22 protein-coding genes and 2 other annotated features are annotated in these 23,884 nt (G+C 33.9%); of the genes, 1 reads left to right on the top strand and 21 read right to left on the bottom strand.

Features of this window, described 5'->3' with window-relative positions:
- Positions 1-14: 14 nt before the first annotated feature.
- From ACFVQC_RS14445 to ACFVQC_RS14370, 16 genes are all read right to left on the bottom strand, one after another.
- The gene (locus ACFVQC_RS14445; RefSeq protein WP_377898552.1) at positions 15-998 is read right to left on the bottom strand and encodes a DUF6005 family protein; all 984 of its coding nucleotides are present in this window, start codon (positions 996-998) and stop codon (positions 15-17) included.
- Between the two features lie 24 nt (positions 999-1,022).
- Positions 1,023-1,298 (bottom strand): petrobactin biosynthesis protein AsbD, encoded by a 276-nt coding sequence (gene asbD / locus ACFVQC_RS14440; RefSeq protein ID WP_377898551.1) that lies wholly within the window; start codon positions 1,296-1,298, stop codon positions 1,023-1,025.
- Positions 1,295-2,533 carry an AMP-binding protein gene (locus ACFVQC_RS14435; protein ID WP_377898550.1) on the bottom strand — a complete coding sequence of 413 codons (1,239 nt, stop codon included), beginning with the start codon at positions 2,531-2,533 and terminating at the stop codon, positions 1,295-1,297. The genes asbD and ACFVQC_RS14435 overlap by 4 nt, the downstream gene beginning before the upstream one ends.
- Entirely contained in the window at positions 2,520-4,361 is a 1,842-nt protein-coding gene (locus ACFVQC_RS14430; RefSeq protein ID WP_377898549.1) for an IucA/IucC family protein, read from the bottom strand. The genes ACFVQC_RS14435 and ACFVQC_RS14430 overlap by 14 nt, the downstream gene beginning before the upstream one ends.
- Before the next feature lie 67 nt (positions 4,362-4,428).
- Positions 4,429-6,237 (bottom strand): IucA/IucC family protein, encoded by a 1,809-nt coding sequence (locus tag ACFVQC_RS14425; protein ID WP_377898548.1) that lies wholly within the window; start codon positions 6,235-6,237, stop codon positions 4,429-4,431.
- Between the two features lie 248 nt (positions 6,238-6,485).
- Positions 6,486-7,022, bottom strand: a complete 537-nt coding sequence (locus ACFVQC_RS14420) for a GNAT family N-acetyltransferase (protein WP_377898547.1) — start codon at positions 7,020-7,022, stop codon at positions 6,486-6,488.
- Between the two features lie 85 nt (positions 7,023-7,107).
- The gene (locus ACFVQC_RS14415) at positions 7,108-7,788 is read right to left on the bottom strand and encodes an MgtC/SapB family protein (RefSeq protein WP_002200827.1); all 681 of its coding nucleotides are present in this window, start codon (positions 7,786-7,788) and stop codon (positions 7,108-7,110) included.
- A gap of 171 nt (positions 7,789-7,959) precedes the next feature.
- Positions 7,960-8,616 (bottom strand): YkyA family protein, encoded by a 657-nt coding sequence (locus ACFVQC_RS14410; RefSeq protein WP_002202330.1) that lies wholly within the window; start codon positions 8,614-8,616, stop codon positions 7,960-7,962.
- 15 nt (positions 8,617-8,631) lie between these two features.
- On the bottom strand, positions 8,632-9,453 hold the full coding sequence (locus ACFVQC_RS14405) for a peptidoglycan-N-acetylglucosamine deacetylase (RefSeq protein WP_377898546.1): 822 nt from the start codon (positions 9,451-9,453) through the stop codon (positions 8,632-8,634).
- 458 nt (positions 9,454-9,911) lie between these two features.
- Positions 9,912-10,913, bottom strand: coding sequence for an LCP family protein (locus ACFVQC_RS14400; protein WP_377898545.1), 1,002 nt, complete (start codon positions 10,911-10,913; stop codon positions 9,912-9,914).
- 332 nt (positions 10,914-11,245) lie between these two features.
- On the bottom strand, positions 11,246-13,549 hold the full coding sequence (locus ACFVQC_RS14395; protein ID WP_377898544.1) for a glycoside hydrolase: 2,304 nt from the start codon (positions 13,547-13,549) through the stop codon (positions 11,246-11,248).
- Between the two features lie 215 nt (positions 13,550-13,764).
- The gene (locus ACFVQC_RS14390; protein ID WP_000095426.1) at positions 13,765-13,977 is read right to left on the bottom strand and encodes a DUF6366 family protein; all 213 of its coding nucleotides are present in this window, start codon (positions 13,975-13,977) and stop codon (positions 13,765-13,767) included.
- A 149-nt stretch (positions 13,978-14,126) separates the two neighbouring features.
- Positions 14,127-15,020: a homoserine kinase gene (thrB, locus tag ACFVQC_RS14385; RefSeq protein ID WP_377898543.1), complete on the bottom strand. Its 894-nt coding sequence runs from the start codon at positions 15,018-15,020 to the stop codon at positions 14,127-14,129.
- Positions 15,017-16,075, bottom strand: a complete 1,059-nt coding sequence (gene thrC, locus ACFVQC_RS14380; protein ID WP_377898542.1) for a threonine synthase — start codon at positions 16,073-16,075, stop codon at positions 15,017-15,019. The genes thrB and thrC overlap by 4 nt, the downstream gene beginning before the upstream one ends.
- Entirely contained in the window at positions 16,068-17,363 is a 1,296-nt protein-coding gene (locus ACFVQC_RS14375) for a homoserine dehydrogenase (RefSeq protein WP_377898541.1), read from the bottom strand. The genes thrC and ACFVQC_RS14375 overlap by 8 nt, the downstream gene beginning before the upstream one ends.
- Positions 17,364-17,518: 155 nt before the next feature.
- Positions 17,519-17,750, bottom strand: a binding site (T-box leader).
- A 114-nt stretch (positions 17,751-17,864) separates the two neighbouring features.
- Positions 17,865-18,096, bottom strand: a binding site (T-box leader).
- 234 nt (positions 18,097-18,330) lie between these two features.
- The gene (locus ACFVQC_RS14370; RefSeq protein WP_219302041.1) at positions 18,331-18,969 is read right to left on the bottom strand and encodes a pyridoxamine 5'-phosphate oxidase family protein; all 639 of its coding nucleotides are present in this window, start codon (positions 18,967-18,969) and stop codon (positions 18,331-18,333) included.
- Between the two features lie 81 nt (positions 18,970-19,050).
- Here ACFVQC_RS14370 and ACFVQC_RS14365 point away from each other — a divergent pair, with 81 nt between their 5' ends.
- Entirely contained in the window at positions 19,051-19,659 is a 609-nt protein-coding gene (locus ACFVQC_RS14365; protein ID WP_016094236.1) for an NUDIX hydrolase, read from the top strand.
- Positions 19,660-19,708: 49 nt separating this feature from the next.
- Here ACFVQC_RS14365 and ACFVQC_RS14360 read toward each other — a convergent pair whose 3' ends face one another.
- The 5 genes from ACFVQC_RS14360 to ACFVQC_RS14340 all read right to left on the bottom strand — a co-directional run bounded on the left by ACFVQC_RS14360 (position 19,709) and on the right by ACFVQC_RS14340 (position 23,877).
- A complete protein-coding gene (locus ACFVQC_RS14360) occupies positions 19,709-20,047 on the bottom strand; it encodes an SdpI family protein (RefSeq protein ID WP_016094237.1) in 339 nt (112 codons plus the stop codon).
- 72 nt (positions 20,048-20,119) lie between these two features.
- The gene (locus tag ACFVQC_RS14355; protein WP_016094238.1) at positions 20,120-20,950 is read right to left on the bottom strand and encodes a peptidoglycan-N-acetylglucosamine deacetylase; all 831 of its coding nucleotides are present in this window, start codon (positions 20,948-20,950) and stop codon (positions 20,120-20,122) included.
- A 117-nt stretch (positions 20,951-21,067) separates the two neighbouring features.
- The gene (locus ACFVQC_RS14350) at positions 21,068-21,940 is read right to left on the bottom strand and encodes an aminoglycoside 6-adenylyltransferase (RefSeq protein WP_377898540.1); all 873 of its coding nucleotides are present in this window, start codon (positions 21,938-21,940) and stop codon (positions 21,068-21,070) included.
- A 133-nt stretch (positions 21,941-22,073) separates the two neighbouring features.
- Positions 22,074-22,592 carry an O-methyltransferase gene (locus ACFVQC_RS14345; RefSeq protein WP_377898539.1) on the bottom strand — a complete coding sequence of 173 codons (519 nt, stop codon included), beginning with the start codon at positions 22,590-22,592 and terminating at the stop codon, positions 22,074-22,076.
- Positions 22,593-22,719: 127 nt separating this feature from the next.
- Positions 22,720-23,877, bottom strand: coding sequence for an RNA-guided endonuclease InsQ/TnpB family protein (locus ACFVQC_RS14340; RefSeq protein WP_201039396.1), 1,158 nt, complete (start codon positions 23,875-23,877; stop codon positions 22,720-22,722).
- Positions 23,878-23,884: the final 7 nt, after the last annotated feature.

The raw sequence follows: 23,884 nt of genomic DNA, 5'->3' as shown, positions 1-23,884 counted from the left end.
TCAGTTAGATTGCTTTAAAAAGTTAAGACAGACTGATTTGTTTTCATATCTTTCCATGACAGAAACTGTCTCTCTAATTCATCCTTAATTTGCAGTTCAATTGTATTCATTTCATCAAGCTTCTCAACAAATGTTATTAACATATCTTTATTTTTTGTCATTGCCATTTTGATTGCGCGGTACTGTACATTTGTAAATCCTTGTACAATGTCTTCCACTCGATCACACCAATAATCAAATTCTTGTTCCGAATATTGTAACGTTTCACGGAAGTATGCAAGGGCATGTTCATAGCTATATTTCCGTATTGCCAATACGGGTATTTGCTTTACTGCCATTACGAGCCTGGAAAGTGAATACCCATCCTCTTCATTTACCATTTTTATTATTAATTTTTTTAATTCCATAGTTAGTTTGTTATCATTCTTTTTGAATGTTTCCATGAAATAACTTTCTACCATCTCTTGTGTTGGCTCCTGAATTCCTTCTATATCAATGAAATAGCCTCCACCAAATGGGTTGTCTTTAACAGAATGGAGCACTTTTTCTCTTTCCATATTCCCTTCCCAGCGAAAATCAGGATCAAGCATGAACCATTCATCTTCTTTCTCTGTCTTCGATATCATTAAGTAATGCGGAAACGGTTTTTGATGAAACTTATTTTCTCTCTCAGGCAATAAAGACATATCAACCATTACAATTACGTGACGATTTTCCGGCTTATTTTCTACTAATTCTAAAAATTTTTCTACATTGCTATTTTTATCTTTTGAATGATCGTACCATTCGTTCACTTTAATACCATACAATTTTTCATACCAGAGTAAGTAGTTATCATGGTTAATGTTTTCGGAATGATAAGAAATAATCCCGCCTTCTGTTATATCAAAATCTCCATCCCATAATCCGAAATAAAATGGCCGGAAATCTATATCGCTACGCCTTTTTATAATTTCACAAAAACAACTCACTAAACAGTGAACTTTAATTGAAGTCATATTCTCATCCACTTTCCTAAAAGGTTAGTTATTCACATTTACTTCGTGTAACGGTTGCAACTCTTCCATAAAGTCAAGCAAAGATCCTACAGTAAGAAACGCCTTTGGGTCTATCTCATCCTCTGGAACGCATAGTTTTAAATCTATTTCTATGTATACTATAAGCTGTAACATCATTACCGAATCTATATATAAATCTTGATTTAAACGCATCGTTTCTTCTAAATACGTTACATTTTTCAGTTCCATTTTTTCTATCATAATGCTTAATACAGCATCCTTTAACGTTTCACGACTCATGTTGTAACCTCTCCCATCTCTAGTAACTTTCTACTTACTTTTCCGGTTTTATTTTTCGGAATTTCAGTTACACTTTCAATTTCATGCGGAACTTTATAAGACGGTAAGTGCTGAATACACCATTCTCTTATTTTCACCGGGGCAATACGAGAGATCACTTTCGCTTTTACGATTTCACCCATTACAGGATGCTTCCCTCGGTATACAATTGCTTCTTGAATACCTTCTAACCGAAGCATCGTTTCTTCCACCTCTATAGGGAAAACTTTTAATCCTGAAACATTGATTACATCATCCATACGCCCCATAAAATGAAGGCCACGCTCAGATTCATACCCTAAATCTTTCGTATAAATTTCCTTTTCAGCAATTTTCGCTACGATTTCTTCAGGCTCGTTTTCATCTGATCCTATGTTTATACTTAAATGAGGCAGTGGCTTTCCTAAATCCAAATGGGTTTCCATATCATGACATATACTAATGCATCCTGCTTCAGAACAACCATATTGTTGCATCATGTATTTTGTCATTCCTTTCAGTTTATAAAATAACGTTTCTGGCAAAGGTGAGCCTGACGTCATAATTTTATGAAACTGAAACGTACCTTGTGGAAAACTACCCATAATATGTAGCATAAGTGGTACTGCATATATAATATGTTTTTCTGTATTTCGAACTATATTTAATGCGAATTTAGGATTTTTATTCGTAATGATTATAGGCTTGCTACCCCTCATAATTGCAGATAACGTACCACAAATTAATCCATACGAATGTGAAACAGGAGCCATAACAATTGGTACTTCATCTTCATCACATTTTAAAGCTGCATTATAAGCAGTAATTTCTGTTTCAACTTCCGTCCATGCTCTACGAATCAGTTTCGGTTCTCCTGTTGTTCCAGAACTATATTGCAATAAAGACGGTTCTTCTTGTAATAGATTTATAACTTCTAACTTTATAAATTCGTTACTTTCCCCATATAAGAGCCCCGCACAATTTGCACGCCTTGCCATCTCAATAGCTGTATCCATCGGTGTCTCTTCATGAATAAGTAATACAGATGTTTTTTTTTCTTTTAAGAAAAACACAAGCGTAATAATATCAAATGGATCTTTCAGACAAAGTGCAAATCTATTTCCTTTTGCTTCTTGAAATTGTTCCATTTCCTCGTAAACTTGTAATCTCGATTCAAAATCATTTTTGCTAAATTCTTGTTTATTAACGATTAGCATGATTTCCCCCTGTAACAACTGATTTTTGTATTGTAAGTTGCCTTGCTCTATACAATGGATTTGGAACTTCATGAACAAGCGATTCCACATCCATATATAAACGTCGCTTCGTTAATTGCTCTGCATGAAATGTAGGTGCATATAATTGTAATGCTTCAAAACGTTCTTTCAAATGCGAAAATTTTTCAAAATGATTTTCTATTTCTTCAACAAGAATGAGCCAAAATTGTTCCTCTTCCAACTGATACTCATCTGCCAGCACGAAAGCCAGTTCACCTAGATTGAATAGGAACAACGCATCTAAAACCATTTCTTGCAAACATTCAATACGGTCCATTTCAAAGAAATCATTCATTTGACCATTCGCATATGTTTTATGCATTTTAGTAAAGTCCGGACATTTTCCGAGTTCTTTCAAAAATGGACGATAAAACTCCAGTCCTTCATGAAAATCTTTTAGTGCAATACGGACTGGTATTCCTTCTTCATGAACTAAAATCATGTTTTGTCCATGTGATTCTAATGCGACTCCATGCTCTACAACGAAGTGTACAACTGGGACAATTGCTTTTTGAATAAGCAGTTGTAACCAGCTTTCTACTCCATATCTCTTTAACCACAAATCAATAATTGGTGTCCCATCTTTTCCCTTGGCATATAAACCGTTAAATGGGATTGCCTCTTCTTTCTTATCTAAATATTTGTGAACGCTTTCGCGCCAAATACATCCTAATGAGCCATATGTAGCTTTTTTATTCGCATCGTACGTAACACTCGAAAATTCATTTAACAAAATTAAACGCGATTCATCCCTTAAATAAGGATCATGATCTACTATATCTTTTAACCAATTCGATATAGCAGGTGCACTCACAACCGAATGTGGTTTTAATGTACGGATAGTTGAAGTATTGAGTAAATTCATTGGTAACTTTACATATGGTTTCGCTCGGTTCGTAACATTTCTTAATGTCCGCATCGACTGCTGCGCGCAATAATCATCTTCTGATTTCCCTAAATAAATAATATATTTATCCTGTATATGGTCAGTATAATTCGGAATAATAAAGTTCTCCCACTGCCAAGGATGAACAGGTATAAACATATACTTCTTCGAATCACAGTCCATTTTTCGAATACGATCCATATACTCTTCGATTTTCTTTTCACCAATTTCTTCTTTAAAGGTACAGTTATAGCTCTCTTCACTTTCATATCCTACAGTCGTATATTTCTCATGAACTGCAATCCATATAATTTTCATTGGTTGCATAAATTCAAATCCATATTGAAAATTGTCACGATATTGAAATCCAATGCGTGCTTTATAGCTAGGATGATATGGATGTCCATCTATCAAATGACTTTCAAGCTCATCATAAGATTTCGCAAGATAGTCTTCTTCACTACTTCTCTCATATTGTGCAATCGTATCTTTAAAGATTGTTTGTTCTAATTCTTGAATAAAAGAATCCAATTTCGTTCGATCCACTTGAACAATTCGAAAAATCTCCTGTAAAAATTGTGAAACTGATTGTATTTCTTCTTCCTCATCTTGAACTCTCATTATTAATGAGTCATGCAAACAAATACGCCCAAATGTCATACGTTCTTGTCCATAGCATTGGTACATTACATTTTGATTCTTTTCATCAAGACCTTGTATAATAAAAAGGATTTGCTCTCCCTTTTGTATACGAATCGGCGTAATGATTTCTTCATAAATTAACGATTCTACTAATTGCCGGAATACTCTTCTTCTTACTGAAATGTACTCTTTTGATTGGAGTGCCTTCAATATTTTTATGTGATAAACTTCTTCTTTCATAAATCCCTCCGCTATAATACGGAATATCGAATTCCATTATTTGTATTACGTGAAATTTTAGCACTACTTATGAACGAACAGCCACTTCTCTAACGAGTGGATTATCTACCTGTACATAAATTGCTTGCTCTAAAGGATTTGTCAGTTCATCAACATCGAAAAATCTCGTTAGCAAGTTTGCTTTGCATGCCAACTTATCCTCTTCCAACAATTCTCTTAAAAATGTAGAAGGTTCACGGTTATATGGAAGGAATGATTCAAGTACAGACCTTAATTCAGAGAGAAGAATTTCCTCCTTAATTAATCCTGCTGTACCAAAACCGTTAATAAGTCCAAACATATGATTAAAAATTAAATAGTAACGAAACCTTTCATCTACAATATAATCGTCATATAAATTTCCAGTACGTTCTCCAATACCAGATAACTCATTATTAAGCTTCTCTTTCATTGAATTACAGAAATAAAACCCTTGATTATCACGGAAATAATATTTTACTGGATAACCATCCTTTAGCTGAACAACACTATTTTGCTGATGAGCTTCTAATGCAACTCCATACTGTAAATACATCCATACCATCGGCTTTAAAGAAATATTTACATACCGTCTAAACCACTCTAAACTTACTTCTTCACAGCTTCTATTTTCTAAATCTGCTAAGTGATGAATAATATTCGATAAACGAGTATGTTCTCCCGGTATAGCATCTTGAACTAGTCCAGCAATTAAAGTAACGTCATTTGCATGTTCACTATAAAAAGGATTCTCTCGAATAATCACTTCAAATCCAGACTCTTTTGCTCCATAATTTAAGGTAATAAAGGCTGGATCACAAATAAAATCAAAACCTGGATACTTTTCTAGTACTTCACCAATTGACGTATTTAACATTTCCTTCCCTTCAAGGCCACTCTCAAGTTCCTTCAACTTATTAACGCGCATTGAATTTGTTACTTTCACCGGAAATGAAAACTTAAGCATATATTTCGAATGAGGATGATATAGCGTCCTAAGTGATGATGTTGCCATATAATACTTACCTACGGGACCCATATACTCAAGTACTCCTTGATTTATCCACTCTTGTACATAAGGTTGATGTAATAACCATTCTGCCTGAAGCGGATGAATTGGAATTAATGAATATTCATCTTCCTTACAGTATTTCACTATAAATTCCTTACTTACCATCTCATCTTTACTTAATTCTTCTTTTATAATCGTTGTTGTAGAATCTAATAATAATGATTTTTCATTTACTATACTTTTATGTGCTCGAAAATAATGAAGCTGGCATTCTCCTTTTAATTCTGGAGAATACATTGCACTTTTCCAATCCAATATACCTTGTCTACTCTTTGGGGTAGGATGAGTTAAATGCCCAAATAATAAAGATTGCTCCGCCTCAATAAAAGTTGTATGGAAACCATATAATGCAGATGTATCTTCTGCTCTCTTTTTTGTAAATTCCTCAATATTTTGACAACTACGAATAACTCGAAGCATAAGTTCAGCAGGGTTAGTTCCTTCTCCATAGTTGATAGACATCTCTTTTATTAAAAATGTAATAACTGTAACGTAATCTGCTTTTATAACAGTTTTAGTTTCTCCGATTTGATAATAAAACTGTTCTCCAAACAAATGGCGATCTGTTGATGATTTATATATAACTTCTCCATACAAAGTAACATTCTGTGCCGATAGCCGACAACATAAATATGTGGGGACTATATTTCTATTCAACGTATTACTGAAGATACTTTCTATTCTTTCATCCTCTGTAATCCATTCTCCACTCCCTGTTTCTCTTAAATAACAGTTTAAAAAGCTTTGTATTGTTGCATGTTCTGCGATTTGTTTCGCATGCTGCATACTGGTCCTCCTCTTTTAGACGAACACTATTAAAATTTCCATAAAACTATCGATAATTGAATTTCATTATCAATCACAATTTTAATTGATAATGATAATCATTTCAATATATATTTCAGAATTTTTTTATCTGACTAAACCTTTTGTCTTTTCCACAACATTAAATCCGTATGTAAAAAAACATCAATATAATTATTGATGTTTTTTAATATCCGTAAGTTTAATTTACATAATATAATTATTCATACCTAAATTAATAATGTTTTGTATAAACAATCCATATTTCGCCACACATATGCTATTTCTTCTATATGTAGTCTTTCTAAAAATTTTGTATCAATTTTTTCAGGATTATATTTTTCATAAAATTTTTTAGAAGGATTATTAGAGACAACCCAAACTAAAAGAGATTGCATATTATTTTTTTTACAATCTGATAGTAAAGCTTGAAATAAACGTTGTCCTATCTTCATTCCTTGATACTCTTGTAAAATGTATATTGCATATAATTCCCCATCACAATTATATGCCCCCGTTCTTTCAGCTCCACCATCGATAAATCCGATAATTTCCCCATTTAACGTCTCTGCTACAAACCTATATTCGTTCTTATCATCTTTTTGGAAGATGCTTTTCCACAGGTTTTCTCGTTGTTCATACGTTATATTGTCTAAAACCCCGTTAGAAAATATCCCTTTATACGTTGTTTTCCAGCTTTCTACATGCACTTTTACTATACTTGCAATATCATTTTTCGTTGCCCTTCGAACATGTATCTCCATCACTTATATCCCCCTTTGTAATTAATTATAGCAAAATGTTTTTTTCATTAAAAAAAGAGTGAATTTTCATCACCCTTTTCAATCTTTTTTATCTACTTTCAACTTCAACAGATACGACATGATCGATTTCTTTTAGAGAACTATATAACTCAGTTGTATATAAATCTTCTGGAGCTAAAATTACCATTTCTAATTGCTGAGATGCTCCATTATCAATATCTTTAATTTTCACTCGCTTCACTTGCATATTTAAATTTTTAATTTGCTTAAAAATCCCATCTAACTCTCGATGCTCATTTACAGTAATTTTGATAGACAAGTCCTTTTGTCTCAATGAATATGGGCCTGCAATTTTCACAAGGTGAGGAAGTACATTGATTGCTAATATAATTAAAACCATAGCAACCGTCGCTTGTATATAAAATCCTGCTCCAATCGCAATACCTAAAGCTGAAGCAGCCCATACCATTGAAGCTGTCGTTAATCCAGAAATAACGTCATTACTTCTTCGTAAAATTACCCCCGCTCCAAGAAAACCAATACCACTAACAATTTGGGCAGCTAATCGCATTGGATCCATATTCGTATGACCCGGTACAGAATATACATTTACAGATTCAATTGAAACCATTGTAATTAAACAACTTGCTACAGAAATAACCATACTTGTTTTCACACCAAGCGGTTTATTCTTTAGCTGCCTATCTATCCCGATGAATAATCCTAAAAAGAGTGCTAAACCTAATTTGAATAAAAATTCATATGACATATTTCATTCTCCTTACTTTACAATGTTTTCCTTCGAATAATACACTATAACTCTTTTATGATATCAATTCCAGTCTTTTCTATTCATTTAACGACAAAAGCCGAAAAAACACTTTTTGCAATGTTTCTCCGGCTTTTTCTATAGCTTTTTTATTAGGATTAAGATCATTATTTATTTTTGTTCTTTAGTCTTAATCTGTGCATCTTTGTAAAATGCTAATTTACTGTCATTATACTCTTTTGTGTGTTTATTAAATTGTTCTTTCGCCTTTTGAGCTTCCACATTTAACTCATTAACAGTTTTAACTTTTTCACCAATTTCTTTTAACTTCGTTTCTTTTACTTTTAATTTTTCATACAGCTCTTTTTCATTCGCTAACGCCTTCGTGTAATCTTCATTCATTTTTTGGAATGCAGCATAACGGTTTTTATACGACTCTTCTACTGCTTTAGCTTGTTTTTGTAATTTCTTATCTTCAAGCTTCTCTATATTGCTTTGAACTGATTTCGTCTCCTTCTGAGCTTTCTCTAACAGTTCTTTCTCGTTTTTCAATACTTTCTCACGCTCATTTACATTTGCAGTAGCTTCCTCTATCTTCTTCGTGACTGCTTCATTATGTTCTTTACCTTCTTGTAAAATTTGAGAATATAGTTCTTGCCCTTGCTTTTCTAATTGCTCTAACTTTTTCGTATCATCAGCTAACGATTTTTCTTGTGTCGCTGCTGTTTCAAAAGCCGTATATAAATTTTCTTCTGGTTTTTCACCGAAACAACCTGATAATAATCCTACTGATAATGCTCCAACTACTGCTACTTTTCCATACTTCAACTTCAATTCCTCCAATTACATACGATTATCGTGCCAGAAATTCACTGGGAAGTGATTCTCTTCATGGTATGCCTCAAATTCATAACCTTTTTCTTTTAGACCCTTTAAAATTGCTGGCACAGCAGCAACTGATTGCGGGTGAATGTCATGCATTAAAATGACTTCTTGCGGTTTTGTTGCACCAGCTAGTACATTTTGAGCGATTTGCGCTGCCGCTGCATCAACTGGTACTTTATTGTATTTCCAGTCTAAAGAGTCAATTGTCCAGTCCCACACTTTTAAACCATCCTCAACTACTTTATTTCGGAGACCTTCATTTAAACCAGGCATCGATCCGTATGGAGGACGTGTTAATTTAGGGGCTTTCCCAATAATATTTGCGATTAAGCCTTGATCTTCTTTCATTTCATTAACATACTCGCCATTTTTATATAACTTCGCAAAATTGTGTGTCATACTATGCATTCCAACATAATGTCCTTCTGCATTTTCGCGTTTTACTAAATCAGGAAACTGTTTCACATTCGCACCAATTAAAAAGAATGTCGCCTTCGCATCATGCTGTTTTAACATATTCAATAATTCAGCCGTATATTTTCCTGGCCCATCATCAAATGTAAGGTAAGCAACTTTTCTTTCCTGTCCATTAAAACGACTTGGTGCCGTTTTATTCATTTCAACTTTCGGTTGTTCACTTGCAAGCTGTATTACATTTTCTTGTTTCGCAACAGCTTTTGCTGGTGAAGTAATAGATTGAAACATGAAATACCCAATAGCTATTATTGCAATCGCTATTAAAACAACTACAACTCGTTTAATTTTAAAAGCCTTTTCCATTCTATCGAATTCCTCTCCCTATTAATCTTATATATAAATCACCCAATATAATTATACATCTATTTATTTTATTACACTATATAAACAAACAATATATGAATTATAGTGGGAGCTTTATCAAAATTGTTGTTCCTGCCTCAACAAACTCTTTATTCTTTTCATACCAATTCTTGATTGCACTATGTACAACTTTCAAGAAGATTTGTTTTAACCTGTTTGATCTTCCATCAATTCAATTCGCTTTCAATTTGCAATGAGATAAATCTATTTTCTCTACTTTGGGAGTTAATTACCAATTATTCTCCTCTAGTATATCGTACAATTACACCTTTTGTTTATATAAATTTAAATGATTTGAATGTAGACTTGAAACACCTAGTAGCTTTTCTACTAAAAAAACAAATAAAGCAATCCATTTCCATAAAAAAAGATTGGCTGAGGCCAACCTTTTTTTATACTTATTCATTTCGAGTTGGTTTTGGTGTAACACCTAAATGCTCATTTAACTTATTCGAAATATCTTTCACATTTTTTTCGTTTGGAATGTAATAATAAATACCACCAATACGTTTATCCGTTCCTTCTATTTGCATCTTTTCCATTTGCAGATCCGATCCTGCCATATTTTTCGTAATAGCAAGCATATCATCAAATGTTAAATTTGTTTTCATATTTTTATCAACTGCATCAAGTAAAGAGCCCATTTTACTAATTGATTGAACAGACATAGCTTTTTTCGCAATTGCTTCAATTACAAGTTGTTGTCTTTGACCGCGCATTGTATCACTGTCAATTTTACGCGTTCTCGCAAGTGCAAGTGCTTGCTCTCCATTTAAATGTTGGAAACCTTTTTCTAAATGAATCATACCTGCTTGGTCTTTACTATCTTGTTCTGTGAAAGTAACCGGTACATCAATATCAATACCACCAATTGAATCTACAATTTGTACAAATGACTCAAAGTTAAACTTCACATAATAATCAACTGGAACATTTAAAAATCGTTCCACTGTATCTCGTGTACTTTCAACACCACCAAATACGTGTGCGTGTGTAATTTTATCTAATTTCTTTCTAGATGGAATATAAACGCGTGAATCACGCGGAATACTTACTAATTTAACGGATTTATCATCTTTATTAATTGTCGCTAATAAAAGTGCATCTGTCCGAACTGCTTCGCCATATTGGCTTTTTCTCATTTCACTTCCGTCTACACCCATGATTAAAATTGAGATATTATCCTTTAAAGGTTCAACTTCTTTATCACGTTTTGATGACTTATCAATTTTTGCATATGCATCACTTACAACAGCTTTTGCTTTGTTATATATAAACGATCCATATCCTACTCCTCCAAAAATAAGTAGGAAAAATGGAATTAAAATGAACCATTTTATTGACTTTCGTTTAGAACGTTTTTTATTGCTTCTCGTGTTTTGTTCTAATTCAGAGCTCATGTTCATTCTCCTCTCTTTCTCTTTTCCTAGTATAATATATGTCTAGTAATCTTCATATTGAATTTCCTTTCAATCACCTTACATTTTTGTAAGGTTACATCATGAAGCCAATATGTATTCCATTTCACATTATACTCTCGTGCTTATTTTTGGCAAGTCACTGTTTATCAACTTCAAAAATTTAACACTTCAAAACATTCAAATTCACAGATTTATCATTCTGTTATTTGCAGGTAGTAAGAATAAAGAGTCAAATTTTTGCCGTAAAAGCTCGATTGAAGGCTAATAATCAGTGGGAGATGAACACCCCCACTGATTAAAGTTTCACCTTATTATTTCTCATTTGGTGTGTATATCATTTGCTTCCCATTATTATTAATTAAAGCTGATTTTGCTTTTATTTTCATTTTTTCTATTTCTACATCTTCATTTGAGAAATTCACAATAATTTTAATATCTTTTCCATATGAAGCAGATTGTACTAGCTTATCTTCTGACAGATATGCAAAGTTCGTCATTTCTTCTTTTACTGCTTTTTCATGAACTTCATTCCAAACTTTCAGATGCTGTGTAATTTCTTTTTTATGCTTATTCCACTCTACTTCATCTAAATGGTACAACGGAGGAACATTATACAATAACTCATATAACATACGATTTCCAACTTCATCTTTCACCTTCAAACTTCCCCATTCCCAATGGTGCGTTGTAATAACGGAATCGTTGTATACTAATTTATATAATGGTACCGAATATACTGGATTTAAATATACTTGTTTATATTCTTCTTTCAACGGTACTTGTTTTGCATATTTTTCGGGAACATTTTGATTTGGTGACCAATATCCACCTACATAATACGGGCTTGTTTTGTTTTTTCTCATATCTTCATCGTCCCATTTAATAACTGGCGTTTCAATTCCATGAGCAAATGCAATCGTACTACTCGCAAAATCATTTCCACCCTCAGATCCAACTACCATCCCTTTTTCTTGTGCAATATAATCCATTCGTTTTAATCTGGCTTGTAAATCTTGTTCTTGTGTCGTTATATGTTTTTCTGAATAGTCATCATAAATTTCACCTGTCGCATCACAATCAATAAACCATGAATTATATTTAGGACCATTTTGTAATATATCGTTCATTCGTTCTTTTACACTAGGAAGTGATAATGTTGGATTTAGTTTTCGCCCTCTACCTAAAAACCCTTGTACCTTTTCACCGTTTTTCTTCGTTACAGTACCCTCTTCATATAACGATGGATCAGTAAAGGAAGCTGTGTTCCAATTTTTATCCCCTTTTTCGTGAATAGAATGATAAGAATCATACGGACCAACTAAATATCCCATTTCCTTCGCTTCTGTAACGAAATTAGGCTGCATAAACCCTTGTTCCCAGTTCGGTAAACCAATCCACGCCTTTTCTATCCCGGCCTCTTTCATTTCCTTTAGTATATCCGTCCCATCTGCTTTACCCCATTTACTTACTTCTTCAACTGCATCACCGAGTACTGACTTTAATAAATGTTTATTTAAGCTATACAGCTCTGTCTTCGATAAGTGATCTACACCTTTCTTTAATAACACACTAGCTTCCTGATCAACTTTCGGGAAAATATCCTCTTTATACAATTCCTTCATAGATAATACTTCGTTTGTATAGCGTAAAATAACATTTTTTTGGTACTTATCGATAAAGTCTTGTTTACTCACTTGCTCAAATACATTCAATTCCCCAGGCTCTGAACTATTCTTTTGAATAAGCTCTTTTATATGGCTAAACACTGGGCTATTTATTTGCTCTCTTAACTTCGGCCAATTTACGTTACTTTCTGATAAACCATTTTGATTCCAAAAGTAAAAATGAGCCGCTCCGTAAAGTTTTTCAATTTCTTTATTTTTTCTTGCCTTTTCTTGTAATGTTTTAAATTCACCTTTTTCGACAATATTATCCTTGTACAGTTTAGCAATACTTACTGCATCATTATTTGTCACATATAATTGAAAGCCATATGTTTTATTTTTATTTATACTCGGGAATTCATGTGTAAAATCAAACCCTATTTTCGGATCTGAATGAAATTTCAATTCATTATTAAACATATTGTTCGCAATATATACAATCGAATATTTAGAACCATTTAATGCAAAAAACTTCATAGAAAATGATTCAGCAAATGAATATGCATCATCCTTTAAAAAATTCTTCCAATTCTCATCATTACTTGGAATTTGCTTACCTTCCCATAACGGAAGTGTATAATTTTCAGCTTGCACTTTTGGCCATGTAAAACTTTCTGCACCAGTCGATTCCACTTCAATATTCAAGTGATCTTTTTTCTTTTCTAAATTTACTTTTATTTTTTGATCCGGATATTCCCATGATGTATGATCCTTGTCTTTTTTCAAATTCGATACCTTCATTTTCGGTAACGGTTGTGATGCCTGTTCTTTTACACCATCATGTTCTACAGTTAACGTAAAAGTCTCAGGATTTACATCGTAAGTAAAATCTTTATACGTCGCTTTCTTTATTTTAGACCCTTGTACCGCATTACTACCTTTTACATCACACCCGACTAAAGTCGAAAATGACATAGTAGTAAGAAGACATATTGCTATCATTTTTTTCATCTTCTGCACCTCCACCACTAAATATACAGGTGCTTTGTTACAGGAATGTGGCAAAAAATAATAGAGCTAGCATAACGCTAGCTCTATTTGGAGTATTAAAAATAAATTTATATGAACAACTATAACCTGCTTAGAAGATATGTAATACAATAACTGTGTTTTTTCTTTCTCACTAATTATGAAACCAAATAAATCAAAGTTTTAACAAGCCTTCCTTAACTGAAAAAGTAAGTGTATATAATATATCCTAAAACTAGCACTAAAATTAATATCCCTGTACCTTTCCAATTCATGCCCCCTGTCATATCAACAGGGCTACCTGATTCCGCTCTATTGAGCCCATCATTCAAAGAACCGGTAGGGTTATTTTTCAACTCACTTTGTCTTATGTGTTCTCTTTTTTCTTCTGGTGACTCTTTTGAACTCATATAATCACCTCCAAAATCGCTCTTTACTCAAATATACAAAATTAATATTCATTTTAATATTCTCTTTTTAAAACATTATTTCTCCCGAAAAATCCCTGTTAAAAATAGATTATCTATAACTTAAAGAAAGCTAGCGATGCTAGCTTTCTTTATAATCCAATATGTTCTTCCTTATTTACAGTAATCCCTTTATGATCAATTTCAAGCTCACATACTTTCATAGCTGCAAATACTCTCGCTAATTGGTCAGCAATTTCTTGACGCTTCTCATACGGAGTTAGAATAAAAATGGATGGTCCCGCACCACTAAGTGCTGTGCCATATGCTCCGAATTCTTTTGCACATTTACGAATTGATGGTAATAACGGTACAAGTTCTAAACGATATGGCTCGTGGAAATGATCTCTTTCCATCATTTCACCTACAACTTCCCACTTCTTTTGGCATAACGCAGCTACTAATACGTTACTTATCGCACTAGCCTTAACCGCTTCATGAAACGGAAACATCACTGGTAATACAGATCGACTTTCATCCGTATTTAGCTCTTCATTCGGAATAAGAGAAATTACGCCTAATTCCTTACTTTCAATTCTTACGACCGAAACATTCTTTCCATCAAGTGCTCCGATTACAGTCCCACCTAGAATAGAAGCAGCAACATTATCTGGGTGTCCTTCAAAATTTGTAGCAATTTGGACTTTTTGATCAGTTGTTAAATGTAAATTTCCAAGTTGATTCGCAAGCTCTATTCCTGCTACAATCGCTGATGCGCTACTTCCTAGCCCTCTTGTCAGTGGAATATTACTAGTAACTTCTATTATATGGGGTGATAAAGAAGGACATACTTTACATGCCGTGCTAACAATTAAATTTTTATCATCTTTTGGAATTGAATCGTCAAAGGAATGTATAACTTGCCACTTATCAGCTTCTCCCTTTACACTCACTTCTAAATATAATGACAAAGCTATTCCAACAGAATCAAATCCTGGTCCAACATTTGCTGTACTAGCAGGAACACGAACGCTTAATGGTATCACGACATAATCACCCCTTTTATATGATCTTTAATTTGTTCTATATTATTTGAAACACTTGCAATGTCTAATTTATTAGAAGAAATAGCAATATCAGGATCTTTCAAACCGTTTCCAGTTAATACTGCAACAACTGTTTCTCCCTTTTTGATTTTTCCAGATTGAACATGTTTAATTACCCCCGCTAATGAAGCATTTGATCCTGGCTCAGCGAAAACCCCTTCCGTTTTTGCTAATAATCTATACGCATGTAATATTTCCTCATCTGACACCATATCTATTTCACCATTAGACTGTTCGGCTGCCTCTACTGCATACGACCAACTTGCTGGATTACCGATGCGAATCGCTGTTGCAATTGTTTCAGGTTCTTCAATTACATGTCCTTTTACAATTGCCGCCGCTCCTTCCGCTTCAAAGCCGTGAATTCTTGGTTTCTTATAACCTTTTTCTTTCTCGTATTCACAGAAGCCCTTCCAATATGCTGTAATATTCCCTGCATTCCCAACAGGGATAGCTAGAACATCTGGTGCACTTTGCAACTGGTCACAAATTTCAAATGCTGCTGTTTTTTGCCCTTCAATTCGGTACGGATTCACTGAGTTTACTAATGTAATCGGCTCTTCTGCAGCAATATTTCTTACAGCTTTAAGTGCATCATCAAAATTCCCTTCTATTGAAATGATTTCAGCTCCATAGGCGACCGCTTGCGCTAATTTCCCATGCGCAATCTTTCCTTCTGGGATTACGATAATACATTTCATTCCGAGGCGTGCCGCATATGCGGCAGCTGATGCTGATGTATTACCTGTTGATGCACAAATGATTGCCTCCGCCCCTTCTTCTTTCGCCTTTGCAACTGCCATTACCATGCCACGGTCTTTAAAAGAACCTGTCGGATTCGCTCCTTCATATTTACCGTATAACTGAATCCCTAATTGTTTTGATATATTTAATAATGGAATAAGAGGTGTGTTCCCTTCCATTAAGCTAACATCAGGTGTGTTTTCATTCACTGGTAAATAAGAAGCATACTGGTTTAATAATCCTTTATACATATTGTTTTTCCTCCTCAATAATGTAGTAGCTGTTTATTTCACTTGCGACAGCTTCTATCGCTCCTAAAACTCGTTCGAATTGATATTTTGAAGTGTGATGTGTCACAACAACGACTTCTGCAAGTTCACGATTCAAAGGTAATTGGATAACCTCTTTTAAACTTACAGAATAACTAACGAAACATTCTGTTATTTTCTGCAACATCCCAGGCTCATCTCGTAATGAAATACGTAAGAAATATTTCGAAACTACTTCTTCATCTCCTTGTAATTCGTACGGCTCTGGTTCTTTTAACACACTTTTATTTTTCGGAACTTGATTCATATTTTTAACGATTGAAATAATATCACTTACTACAGCAGAACCAGTCGGCAACTTCCCAGCTCCAGGTCCGTAAAACATCACTTCTCCTACTGCTTGACCGTGAACATACACCGCATTAAATTCATTATTAACATTTGATAACGGATGATGGTTTGGTAATAAAGTCGGTTCTACACTTAAGTGAATGGATGATCCTTGTTTCTCTGCTTTACCAATTAACTTCATAGTAAATCCTAACTTTTCAGCCATTTGTAAATCTTCTTTTTCGACCTTTCGAATCCCTCTTACTTGCACATCATCTAATGCAACATTCATCGAAAATCCTAAATTTGCAAGAATTGCTACCTTTCTCGCCGCATCTAGCCCATCTACATCTGCTGTTGGATCTGATTCTGCGAAACCCAATTTTTGTGCCTCCTGTAAAGCCTCTTCATACGACCATCCATTTTGACTCATCTTTGTTAACATATAATTTGTTGTTCCATTTACGATTCCCATTATTTTTTCAATTTGATCTGACGCTAGCCCGTCTGATAATCCTCGTAATATCGGAATCCCACCAGCTACACTCGCTTCGTAACATAAGTCACATTCATTTTTATTTGCTAATTGCAAAAGCTCCGCACCGTATACGGCCATTAAATCTTTATTTGCTGTTACGACATGTTTCTTACTTTGTAAAGCCTTCACAATATGTTCTTTCGCTTCTTCAATTCCGCCCATTACCTCTACTACAATATCAATATTTGAATCATTTAGAACTTCATCAACATTACTTGTTACTACGATTCCATCAATGCAAACATCACGTTCTTTTTCCAAATCACGTACAACGACTGTCTTTACCTTTACTTCACATCCTGTATCAAGAGTAATTTTTTGATAATGTTCTTTCAAAATATGGACAACACCACTTCCGACAGTACCTAATCCTAATAGCCCAACATTAATAACATTATTCATCTTCTAATCTCCTCCTAAATAGTTTAATTGTTACACCTATGAATCACCTTACTCTGCTTTTTAATCATGCAGGTGGTGGTTATTTCCGTACGTACTAATCGTTTCATGTTACCGCACCTCCTTTCAAAGTAATAAAAAAACACACTCATCCCTAGGAAAGGGACGAATGTGTTTTCGTGGTTCCACCCTTGTTTCAACCTGGAATTATTTTCTTCTAGATTGCTCAAGTTCAGATAACGGCTGATACCGTCAATAATTACTAGATTGCTCGTTCACTATTGAAGTTCAAAGGTGGTAAGATCATTTCTCGTGTTAGGAAGCTCACAGCCTTGGCTTCCCTCTCTGTAAACCGTAAAAATGATTTCATGTCCTTATCGTTACTTTTTCGTTCATATATATTTGCTAACTCATTATACTCGCATAAAAAACAAAATCAATATATTTTTTAATTATTTTAAATTTTCAATCTCTAAAGTTATAAAAAAACACACTCATCCCTAGGAAAGGGACGAATGTGTTTTCGTGGTTCCACCCTTGCTCCAACCTAGACTTATTTCCTTCTAGATTGCTCAAGTTCAGATAACGGCTGATACCGTCAATAATTACTAGATTACTCGTTCACTATTGAAGTTCAAAGGTGGTAAAATCATTTTTCGTGTTAGGAAGCTCACACCCTTGACTTCCCTCTCTGTAAACCGTAAAAATGATTTCATGTCCTTGTCATTACTTTTTCGTTCATGTCTATTTGTTAACTTATTATAGTTATGAAAATTTTAAAAAGCAAGCCTATTTTCACTCACTATTTTAAAGATACTTTTTTATTATATTTCACAATAACATTTTATAAAGACTTCTCTTATTACCTATATTTTAAATTTCTAACTTGTAAATCAGCAGTTCATATATAAATAATTCATTCTAAAACGAGAAGCCTCCCACTTCCTAAAACTATATTTATAAAATATTTTTAATACAATCTTTTCGTATAACTTTCTTCTAAAGAACGCGCAACATCCTCTTCTGAAGCATTCACTTTCGCATGCTCTAATAACATCTTCGCTGCTGAAGGTAGCTCTTTTTTATTTAACCACGATTCTGGATCCCACATTTTTGAACGTATAAAAGCTTTTGCACAATGGATATAGCACTCCTCTATCTCAACAACAATTCCAAGTAACGGATTACGTCCATTCGCCTGCATTTCTTTCAAAATTTCTTCATCGTTTGTAATATATGCTGTACCGTTTATTCGGAGTGTTTCCCCAAGACCAGGAATAAAAAAGATTAACCCTACATTTGGATTTGAAATAATATTTAAAATTGAATCTATACGACGATTGCCCGGCCTTTCTGGAATGATAATTTTATTATTATTTAATACATATACAAATCCAGGTGCGTCTCCTCTCGGCGAAGCATCACACTCTCCTAATTTATTTGCAGTAGATAATACTAGAAAAGGAGATTTAGACAGAAAATCTACGCAATGGTGATCTAGTGATGAAATAACTTTTTTCAAAGCTCGCTCACTTGGTTGCCCTAATATTTGTCGTAATTCTTCCTCAGTTGAAATTATTGATTTTATTTTCTTACTCTCTATCTTCACTAATAATCACTCCTTTTTCTTTTTTTTTCCAAAATTCAATACAAATATTGTATAATAAAATTTGCAGAAAGGGGAATTTAAATGACAGAGTGGTTAACAATATTTGATCCTGAAAGAAATACACTTGGAAAGAAATTACGTGATGACGTGCATCGTGACGGTGATTGGCACGAAACATTTCATTGCTGGTTTGTAGAAAAAGATGCTGAGGATATGTTCTTATATTTCCAATTACGCTCTAAAAATAAAAAAGAAGCTCCAGGTATATGGGATATTACATCCGCCGGACATATTATGCATGATGAAGATGTACAAATTGGCGGTCTACGTGAAATTGAGGAAGAATTGGGTCTTTCCTTCCAAACGGCTGATTTAACATACAAAGGAATCTATAAAATAGATTATGAAATTTCAAACCTTACTGATCGTGAGTTTTGTCATATGTATTTTCACAATGTAATAAAGCCACTTCCATTTGCACCAGGTGAAGAAGTAGACGATGTGATGAAAGTACATGCAACTTCTTTTCTACAACTATTAAAAAGGGATATTTCATCTATAACGACTATTTCTGCTCTAAACAGTAAACCGATAACAATAACATTTGAAGATATTTATCCGTATGATCTTGAATACTATGAATTTGTTGTAGAACAAGGCAAAGAATTGCTAAAAAATAATAGTTTGTAAATAAAATATGACTCCCAGCTAATAATACTCGGGAGTCATATTTTTTCCATTATTTCTCAAGTTTCTTTAACCTTTTCTCTACTCGTATGATTAAACGTATAATTAACAATAGCATGACAGCCATAATCACTGCTGTTGTATGGGGATATCTAAACAATATACTAATAACACTTCCAATTAACATCATAATAAATCCATTTTGATTCATCACTTCTGCACTATACTTGTTACCCGCATCCCATAATTCCTTATTTTTCATTGATCGTTTCGTACGGTAACCGTATGCTGCGTTAATATCCGTTGGTGGATTTTTTTGAAGAATAAGTGCGGCAAGTATAAATATAATACCAATCAATATGCTTATTCCTATGTTTACTAGTGCATACATCAATCATATCCACCTCCTAACTTACACTTTCATTATACTATACAACTTTACATGTTCCAATTATTAACATTTTCACTTTCTCTCTTTAGATGTCTGGAACATACTTGGAAGTGTTACAAAACGCGCTCCTTTCGTTTTTAACTGTGGAATGATTTTGTCTAGCGCCTCTACTGATCCTTGTAAATGTCCACCTGGAGTTGAATGTTGAAGTATAACACTACCTGGAAATGAATTCCCTAACACATTATTTGTAATTGTATCAGCACTTACACCTTTCCAATCAACCGTATCAACACTCCACTGTACAATCATAAAATTTTGTTCTGTCGCCCACTTCAATTGATTTTCAAGTATTTCACCGTACGGCGGGCGTATAAACTTCGGTGCATAACCAGCTAAACGATTTAATATTTCTTCCGTTTTTATAATTTGATTATGGTACTCAGCCTCATTTACTTTCGCTAAATTCGGATGACTATACGTATGATTACCAATTACATGCCCTTCATTAGCGATACGCTTTACTACATTTGGATACCTTTCTGCATTTTCACCAAGCAGGAAAAAAGTAGCTTTTACATTATGTTGTTTTAACTTATCTAAAATTTTTGGCGTAAATACTAAATCTGGTCCATCATCAAATGTAAGAGCCACTTCTGCTTTATTGTATGGTCCTGAAAATGCATACGCATATTTTTCGGCCCACGAAAATGGTGTCCATGACCCTCGATCCTCTTCTTTCATTTCGGCTTCATAATTTTGAGGAACATGTAATGCGTATGGCATCGCATTTACATAGTCTCCATAATAAAATGAATGATATGGCATATAAGCATACGAAATATTGCGTTCTAGCCCCAAAGGAAATGGAACGAACATTTCTGGTGAATAAAAATAATACATGATAAAAACCTCCCTAAAATTTCATATGTGATTCAGCTGCACTTTGTTAGAGAAATTCTTATTCATGAACAAAAATAAGACTGTCCGTAATTAGGACAGTCTTACTGATTTATATACTTAATAAATTACTTTACTATCTTTCGGTAATTTTCTTACATGCTTTAAATAACTCGACACTTTGTCATCGGCATCTTGCGGATATTGATATTCATAAGTGTTAGCAATTTCGTTCGCAACTTTCCTAAATAAATCACCCATTACGAAAAATGAATCCCAAATGTTTTCATATTCTGCATTTGAAAATGTCCTTTTAAACTGCTCCCAGACATCTTTTTCAACATATTGTTCGAAATGCTTTCCAAACTTCCCAGCATTAACTGTAAACTCTGTTTTCATACCGATATGCCACTCTAGCATTACAACCAACATATCTCGTACAGGGCCTTCAAGCATCCCTTTCGCATAAGAAAGTTCCTCGCGCCACAATCCTTTTCCTACATTTGTACTGCACCACCAAAATTCATTACAGCAATCCAAAAACTCTTTTTCTGTAGGCTTTTTTATCATGTAATCATTATCGTTTGCTGGTGCAAACTCGCCAATACAATTATCTTTATCAAGTAGCAATTTACTTAAACTATCCTGTCCAATAAATTTATTTATTAAATCCACTGGAACTAGCATTAAATCAATCCGGTTTCCATCCATAAACTGCATTAAATACGGAAATTTCCCGTCTTCATCCGCTGGAACTAACGACATTTCTTCCGGCATTTGCACAATCATTATTTCTCCAAATCTATTAATCCAACTATGATTACACGTAAAAGATTGTATATCTTTTACAACATAAATAATATCATAGTCTTGAAAACAGTCTTTTTTCACATTTGGATTTACACGTGATCCATTCATGATGACTGCTCGAATTCTTTCATCCTCTTTTGCTGTATTTATAATTAAGTCTAGCATTTCTTTTTCAGTTCTCATCTATTCCTAACCTCCAATTTTTTATATAAACTTATATTGTTATGTATGTTGGAGGTCCACGAGCTAACTGCGTTGCACACAATACATGTTATAATTTTTGAAACTTCTTTTTCATCCCTTTTACCTCCTTACATCACTCTTTTACGACTGCCATTACAAATCCATCATACCCTTTACTTCCGACAGTTTGAAGCGCTGTAGCACTTACACGAGGCTCCGCAGCTATTAGCTCATAAAAACGGCGTATCCCTTGTACACGAGGGTCGTTACTAGTATTGTCAATAACTTCTCCTTCACGTACTACGTTATCCCCAATAATTACAGTACCAGGGCGTGATAGTTTCAGTGCCCATTCAAAATAAGCAGGGTTATTTTGTTTATCAGCATCTATGAAAATAAAATCAAATGGTTCATACTTCTCATTTTCTATTTGTTTTAAAGAATCTAACGCTAATCCTACTCGTATTTCAATTCTATCATTCAAATTGGCACGCTCAATATTGCTACGTGCAATTTCAGCATGCTTTTCACTTGCTTCTAATGTAACAATTCGTCCTCCAGATGGCAATGCTCTTGCAAGCCATATAGTACTATATCCGCCTAGAGTGCCAATTTCTAAAATGTTACGAGCTGCTACTAAAAATATAGACAAATATATATTCTTAGAGTATTCCTGCTTCTATGTATCCTGTTTCGCTAATTACTTGCTACTACAGTTTGATTTAACACTCCACAGGCGTAAATTCCGATGTAGCCCACCGTACATATATACAGTCTATTTACGTTAGTACTGTATATTCTTTTGCTTGTAACAGGTTGATTGACGCGTTCAAATCTCTATCCATTACATTTCCACAGTCACATTCATATACTCGGTCGGATAGCTTTAAGTCTACTTTCTTTTGACCGCAACATGAGCACAACTTTGACGATGGATAAAACCGGTCTACTTGACGTAATTCAATTCCATATTCCTCACATTTAGTCAAAAGCCACGTTTTAAAAGCATAAAAAGACTGCTTGGCAATTGTTTTAGATAGATGTTTATTCTTCAGCATACCTTTCACATTCAAATCTTCCACTGTAATAAACATTGGCTTGGTTTTCACCACATTTGTTACAATAGACTTTACATACTCTAGTCGAATATTCGCTAATCGAGCGTGCAACTTTTGTACCCTAAGAATATTTTTATCTATATTCGCTCTTTTATTAGTAACTGATTGTTCACCTCTCTTTTTTATATTGTTAAATTTACGTGATAAAGAACGTTGCTCACGTCTTAACCGTTTTTCTATCTTTTTTACTTTCCCTGTTTTATTTATATTTTTGTGAGTTTTTCCATCGCTACGTACAGCGAAATCTTTCACCCCTAAATCAATCCCTAAACCTGTTGAATTAAGTGTTGACTTCGCTTTTGTTTCTTCCAATTCGCAAAGCACAGATACAAAGTATCTTCCTGCTCTTTTAGATATCGTTCCGCTTTTTACAACCGCATCTTTCGGGATATATCCATGCTCTTTTAATCTCATCCATCCAATCGTAGGGATTTTTACTCTATGTCTTTCCACTGTCCAATCTGTTTTATTGTTCTTAGGGAAATAACATTTTACATCTTCATTTTTCTTTTTCTTGTAGCGTGGAAACTTAGATAAACCCTTAAAAAATCGCTTAAAAGCTTTATCACCGTTCATAATCGCTTGTTTTACGGCTTTACTTGATACTTCTTTTATCCACTGGTCGCACTCTTTCGTATGAATGTTGTTTAGCCATTTAGAAAAGTCATAGCCACTAAGAAATTTCCCCTCGGATTCATATATCTCTTTGTTTTTAGATAGGTATAGATTGTAAACATACCTGCACACTCCAATCGTTTGATTAATCTTGGTTATTTGTTCATTTGTCGGCTTAATCTCTATTAGATAGGCTTTTTTCATAGCTCTT

This window comes from Bacillus sp. NPDC057893 (assembly GCF_042796455.1).
Lineage (GTDB): Bacteria > Bacillota > Bacilli > Bacillales > Bacillaceae_G > Bacillus_A.
Note: the sequence above shows the minus strand (reverse complement) of the source record. Positions and strands in the feature narration are given on the sequence as shown.